This window comes from Streptomyces sp. UNOC14_S4 (assembly GCF_020740835.1).
In the GTDB taxonomy this organism is placed as follows: Bacteria; Actinomycetota; Actinomycetes; order Streptomycetales; family Streptomycetaceae; genus Streptomyces.
This window is the reverse complement of record NZ_JAINFC010000492.1, coordinates 1-5,577: the sequence shown is the minus strand read 5'-3', so window position 1 is coordinate 5,577 and position 5,577 is coordinate 1. Positions and strand designations below refer to the sequence as shown.

6 protein-coding genes are annotated in these 5,577 nt (G+C 74.2%); 2 read left to right on the top strand and 4 right to left on the bottom strand.

Going from position 1 to position 5,577, the window contains the following annotated elements:
- The first annotated feature begins 162 nt into the window (after positions 1–162).
- On the top strand, positions 163–909 hold the full coding sequence (locus K6I34_RS38720) for a GntR family transcriptional regulator (protein ID WP_229330829.1): 747 nt from the start codon (positions 163–165) through the stop codon (positions 907–909).
- Positions 910–1,129: 220 nt separating this feature from the next.
- Here K6I34_RS38720 and K6I34_RS30360 read toward each other — a convergent pair whose 3' ends face one another.
- Positions 1,130–1,570, bottom strand: a complete 441-nt coding sequence (locus K6I34_RS30360) for a DUF6278 family protein (protein ID WP_229330828.1) — start codon at positions 1,568–1,570, stop codon at positions 1,130–1,132.
- Positions 1,571–1,717: 147 nt separating this feature from the next.
- Here K6I34_RS30360 and K6I34_RS30355 point away from each other — a divergent pair, with 147 nt between their 5' ends.
- Positions 1,718–3,559, top strand: coding sequence for an SGNH/GDSL hydrolase family protein (locus K6I34_RS30355; protein WP_229330831.1), 1,842 nt, complete (start codon positions 1,718–1,720; stop codon positions 3,557–3,559).
- Positions 3,560–3,609: 50 nt separating this feature from the next.
- Here the strand turns inward: K6I34_RS30355 and K6I34_RS30350 are convergent, their stop codons facing one another.
- The 3 genes from K6I34_RS30350 to K6I34_RS30340 form a co-directional block, all read right to left on the bottom strand.
- Positions 3,610–4,389: an exodeoxyribonuclease III gene (locus K6I34_RS30350; protein ID WP_229330825.1), complete on the bottom strand. Its 780-nt coding sequence runs from the start codon at positions 4,387–4,389 to the stop codon at positions 3,610–3,612.
- A gap of 67 nt (positions 4,390–4,456) precedes the next feature.
- The gene (locus tag K6I34_RS30345; RefSeq protein WP_229330823.1) at positions 4,457–5,098 is read right to left on the bottom strand and encodes an MBL fold metallo-hydrolase; all 642 of its coding nucleotides are present in this window, start codon (positions 5,096–5,098) and stop codon (positions 4,457–4,459) included.
- 39 nt (positions 5,099–5,137) lie between these two features.
- On the bottom strand, positions 5,138–5,577 hold a 440-nt coding region (locus K6I34_RS30340), incomplete at its 5' end, for a carboxymuconolactone decarboxylase family protein (protein ID WP_229330822.1).

The following is a 5,577-nucleotide window of genomic DNA, read 5'->3' as shown; positions in this document are numbered from 1 at the left end:
CCGCGGGTCCAGGGGCGCAGCCCCTGGCGGGGTCCGGGGCGGAGCCCTGGGGGGCAACGCACGCCGCCGGGTTACCCATCGTCGCGGCCTAGGTACGCAGACCGGCCTGGGTACCTAGCCTGAGGGAAGACGGAGGGGCAACCCCGGGGGAAGGAGCCGACGGTGGGCGACAGCAGGCCCGTCTACCAGCGCATCGCGGACGATCTGCGCCGCCGTATCGACGAGGGCGCACTCGCCGTGGGCGACCGCATCCCCTCGCGGTCCGAGCTCAAGCGCACATACGCCGCCAGCGACCAGACCGTGGACCGCGCGGTACGCGTCCTGAAGGCCGCCGGATACGCGGAAGGCCAGTTCGGCCGGGGCGTGTTCGTCACCGACCGCGCGCCGCTGGGCAGCCTGCTGCGCTCGACCGGCGCGGTCGACTCCCCGTTCGCCGCCCGGATGACGGCCAAGGACACCGCACTGACCTGGGAGGCCCAGTCGAGCGAGACGGCCGCCCCCGAGCGGGTCGCCGAGCGGCTGCGGATCGGCGCGGGCGACCGGGTGCTGTGCACCCAGTACGAGTACCTGGCCAACCGCCACCCCGTGCAGCTCGCCACGAGCTGGGAGCCGCTCGCCATCACCGAGGGCACCGACGTGGTGCTGCCCGAGCGCGGCCCCTACGCCCGGCGCGGGGTGCGCGGCAGACTCGCGGCCATCGGCATCAGGGTCGTCCGGGCCCAGGAGCTGGTGGGCTCGCGCCCCGCGACGACCCCGGAGGCCGAGGCACTCGGCTGCGCGGCGGGCCAGTGCGTCACCGTCATCGAGCGCACCCACTTCGACGGCGACGGCCGCGCGGTGGAAACCTCCGACATCGTGGTCCGCGCCGACCGCTGGCGCCTGGAGTACGACATCCCCTTCGTGAGCTGACCCCGAGCACCCCGCCCCACCAGGGGCGCGGGGCTGTGACATAGTGCGGCTCCGCCGCGTGGGCGCGACCAGCCCGCAGGCAAACGTCCGAGGGCCACGCCCCATCAGGGGCGCGGGGAACTGCGCGACCAGCCACAAACGCACCCGCAGCCGCGCGCGCAGCGCAAGACGCACCCCGGTGGGCGCAACCGACCCACCGGACCTGCACCCGTGGACGGTCTCAGCTCTCCGCAAGCTCCGCATACAACTGAGAAAGCTCCGGCGCCCCGTCCGCCGCCCACCCCTGCCCCGCCTCGACCACGTCGATCTCCCGCCCGTTGCCCAGCCGGAGCACCGGCTGGCCGTCGGAGCGGATCCACCAGCCCGCTCCCTCGACCGTGCGCACCACGACCGTGCCGAGGTACAGGCCCGCGTCGTTGCCGAGCCACGGGAGCAGTTCCGGGTCCTCGCGCCAGCGCGGCTGGAGCTGGTCCAGCGCTTCCAGGGACGTCGGCGAGTCGTCGAGCTCCACCCCGGCCGACTGCGCGTGCGCGCGCAGCAGTTCGCACTCCGACAGCAGCTCGGCGAGGCCCTCCGGCTCCTTGTCGACCGCGTCCGCCAGGGCCACGCCGTGCGCCGAGGCGTGTCGCTTGCGCCAACTGTCCAGGAAGGGAATGTTCATACCGGCAAGGATCGCACTCGCGCGGAGGGCCCCACCACAGGCGCGCGGCCCCCGACGTGGCCGGATGGCTTCCTTGACGTTGCCCAGGTGTCTCCCTAACTTCATCCCGCCACATTCGACAGTGGGGAACTGGGAGGCATGACACGCATGCTCCGGACATCGCAGCTCGCACGGGGACGACGGCGCAGACGGTGGACAGCGGCCGGGGCCGTCGTGGCGGGCGCGCTCTGCGCCGTCGCCTCGACGGCGGGCCCGGTACTCGCCGACCCCGCGCGACGCGACAGAGAGCCGCTCCCCCTGGAGCGGCTCTTCGACAACACGGCGATCGGCGATGCGGCCCTGCCCGGCCAGGCGGACTTCGACGGCGAGGGCAACGCGCTCCCCGCACAGGACCTCGCGGCCGCGGGCTGGACGCCGGGCCGCACCCTGCTGATCGACCGTTCGCCCCTGCGCCGGCCCCCTGCGGCCGAGGGCAGGCCGGACAACGTACGAGCCGCCGGCCAGGCCGTCCGGCTGGGCGGACGTGGCGGGGCGCTCACCTTCCTGGTGGCGGGCACCACGGCGGGCGGGCCCGGCGGGGACATCACAGGGGTGGGAACGGTCCGTTACCGCGACGGCTCCCGGAGCGCGTACCGGCTGACGGCACCCGACTGGCGGCGCGGCCCGCTCACCACGAAGGCCGTCGGGCTCCCCCACGTCATGACCCCGGCCGGGCCGCGCGCGGAGACGACGCGGCTGTACGCGGTGACGGTCCCGCTGCTGCGCGGCCGGGAGATCGACTCGGTGGTGCTGCCGGAGTCCCCGGACGAGGACCGGACGCTGCACGTCTTCTCGCTGGCGGTGCAGGGTCCCACGAACGGGTGGACCGGCAGTTGGGCGGCCTCACCTTCGGGGTACGCCGCCGTCGGGCCGTGGACGGACCGGACACTGCGGCTGGTCGTGCACGGCAGCGCGGGCGGGCCGCGGACGAGGATCCGGCTGGAGAACACGTTCGCACCGCGCCCGGTCCGGATCGGGCACGCCACCATCGCGCTCCGGGGGCACGGCGCGGCGGCGGCCGGGAAGCCCCGGGAGCTGACCTTCGGCGGCCGGGCGGGCGCGGACATCCCGGCGGGTGCTCAGCAGTTCAGCGACCCCCTGGGGTTCCGGGTGCCGGAGGACGCCGACCTGCTGGTGAGCCTCCACCTGCCGGGCACGGTCCGGGCGCTGCCGGTGCACAGCTACACCAACCAGGTGTCGTACATGACGGCCGACGGCGCCGGTGACCGCACGGGCGACGGCGGGGCGGGGGCGTTCGGCGTGCCGCTCGACTCCTGGCCGCTGCTGACCGGTGTGGACGTGTCCGACGGCGCGGGCTCCGTGGTCGCGCTGGGCGATTCGATCACCGACGGCGAGCGGTCGACGCCCGGGGCCAACGGGCGCTGGCCCGACCTGCTGGGACGGCGGCTGCGCGCCCAGCACGCGCTGCCGCGCCTCGGAGTGCTCAACGAGGGGATCTCCGGGAACCGCGTGGTGACCGACCGCTACCCGGGCGACAACACGAGCACCGTCCTCAGCGGGGTCAGCGCGGGGCACCGCTTCGAGCGGGACGTGCTGGCACAGACGTCGGCCCGGACGGTCATCGTCTTCGAGGGGGTCAACGACATCCGCGCGGGCACGACGGCACAGCAGGTGATCCCGGTACTGCGGGCCATGGCCGCGCGGGCGCACGAGCGCGGCCTGCGCTTCGCCGCCGCGACGATCGCGCCCTGCGGCGGCTTCCACGACTGCACGCCGCAGGCCGACGCGGAGCGCGTCGCCATCAACCGGGACATCCGCGCGGGCGGTGGCGGCACGTACGACGCGGTGCTCGACCTCGACGCCGCCATCCGTGACCCGCGGCACCCGGAGCGCATGCTGCCCGCCCTCGACGGCGGGGACCACCTGCACCCGAACGACGCGGGGATGCGGGCCTTCGCCGACTCGATCGACCTGCGCACGCTGATCTGACGGCGGAAGGACGCACCACAGAAGGACACGCCAGGGCGGCGAGGGCGTGCTCAGACGTCCAGGTCGACGACGACCGGGGCGTGGTCCGAGGCGCCCTTGCCCTTGCGCTCCTCGCGGTCCACGTAGGCGTCCTTCGCCGCCGCGGCGAAGGGGGCGTTGCCGTAGACGAGGTCGATGCGCATGCCCTTGTTCTTGGGGAAGCAGAGCTGGCGGTAGTCCCAGTAGGTGTAGGGGCGGTCGTACTTCAGCGGGCGGGGCACGACGTCGGACAGGCCGATGTCCCGCAGGGCGGCGAGGGCGGCACGCTCGGCGGGCGTGACGTGCGTGGCGCCCTCGAAGACCGCCGGGTCGAAGACGTCCTCGTCGGTCGGCGCGATGTTGAAGTCACCGAGCACGGCGAAGGGGCGCTCCCCCTCGGCGTCGGCGGTGACCACGTCGCGCAGCGTCTCCAGCCAGCGGAGCTTGTACGCGTAGTGGTCGTGCTCCACCTCGCGGCCGTTGGGCACGTAGACCGACCAGAGGCGGACGCCGCCGCAGGTCGCGGAGACGGCACGGGGCTCCTGCTCCCCCTCGTAGTCCGGGCCGCCCGGCAGGCCGGTGACGACATCCTCCAGGCCGACGCGGGAGAGCAGGGCCACACCGTTCCACCGGCCGGTGGCGTTGACCGCCGCCTCGTAGCCGAGCTCGCGGAGCTCGTCGAACGGGAAGGCGTCCGCCGCGCACTTCGTCTCCTGTATGCACAGCACGTCCGTGCCGGTGCTCTCCAGCCAGGCCAGCAGCCTGGGGAGACGGGCGCCGATCGAGTTCACGTTCCAGGTGGCGATGCGCATGGGCCAACCCTAACGGCCGGGTGTGACAACCGGGCGCGACGGCCGGGCGCGACGGCTTCGGACGGCCTCACAGCATCAGGCTCTCCCCGGGCGCGAGCCGGGAGTGCGCCGTGCCCACCCCGGGCCCGTCGGGTCCGAGCATCCGGTCGTAGACCGGCCGGGCCAGGTCGGTGAGGAGCGCGTCGTGGACGTCGATCGCCCGCCGCGGCCGGACCTCCCGGAGGTAGTCGATGACCTCGGACACCTTGTTCCAGGGGGCCATGACCGGCACGAACAGCGTGTCGACGGGGACCTCCGGGACGGTCAGCGCGTCACCGGGGTGGAAGACGGAACCGTCCACCAGGTACCCCACGTTGGTGATCCTCGCGATGTCCGGGTGGATCACCGCGTGCAGCTGCCCGTGCACCTGCACGTCGAAGCCCGCCGCGGTGAAGGTGTCGCCCTCGCCGACGGTGTGCACCCGGCCGGGGAAGGCCGCGGACACCTGCTCGGCCACACTGCGCAGCGTCCACAGCTCGGCGGCCGGGTCGGCGTCCAGGGCGGCCCGCAGCCGGTCCTCGTGGAAGTGGTCCGGGTGCTCGTGCGTGACGAGGATCGCGTCCGCGCCGACGGCCGCGTCCTCCTCGCTGAAGGCGCCCGGGTCGATGACGAGCGTGCGGCCGTCCTTCTCCAGGCGGACGCACGCGTGGCTCTTCTTCGTCAGCTTCATGATCCCCATACTGCTACGCGGGGCCGCGGTGCCGCGGGGCTACGCCTGGGAAGCCTCCTCCGCGACGACGCGGCGCGCGACCGCGAAAGCGGCGTTCGCGGCGGGCACCCCGCAGTGGACGGCGGCGTGCAGGAGCGTTTCCTCGATGTCGCCGGGCGTGACACCGCCGCGCAGCGCGGCGCGGGTGTGCAGGGCCAACTCGTCGAGGTGGCCGCCCGCGGTGAGGGCGGTCAGCGTGATGAGGAACCGGGTCCGCCGGTCGAGGCCGGGCCGCTCCCACGGGCCGCCCCAGGCGTACCGGGTCACGAATTCCTCGTAGTCGGCGCCGAAGCCGCCGTTGCCCTCCGAGCGGTCCGGGTCACCGTCGCCGAGGATGTCGCGCCGGACCCGCGCGCCGCGCTCGTACGCGCCGCGCTCGGCGTGCTCCGCCCCGGGTTCCGCCCCTGGGAGCGGTTCGAGGGTGGGCGGCGGCCCGAATC

Bases quoted from the DNA above. Each gene is read 5' to 3' on its own strand.
- K6I34_RS30360 (WP_229330828.1), bottom strand. From the start codon at position 1,570: ATGAACATTCCCTTCCTGGACAGTTGGCGCAAGCGACACGCCTCGGCG.
- K6I34_RS30355 (WP_229330831.1), top strand. From the start codon at position 1,718: ATGCTCCGGACATCGCAGCTCGCACGGGGACGACGGCGCAGACGGTGG.
- K6I34_RS30350 (WP_229330825.1), bottom strand. From the start codon at position 4,389: ATGCGCATCGCCACCTGGAACGTGAACTCGATCGGCGCCCGTCTCCCC.
- K6I34_RS30345 (WP_229330823.1), bottom strand. From the start codon at position 5,098: ATGAAGCTGACGAAGAAGAGCCACGCGTGCGTCCGCCTGGAGAAGGAC.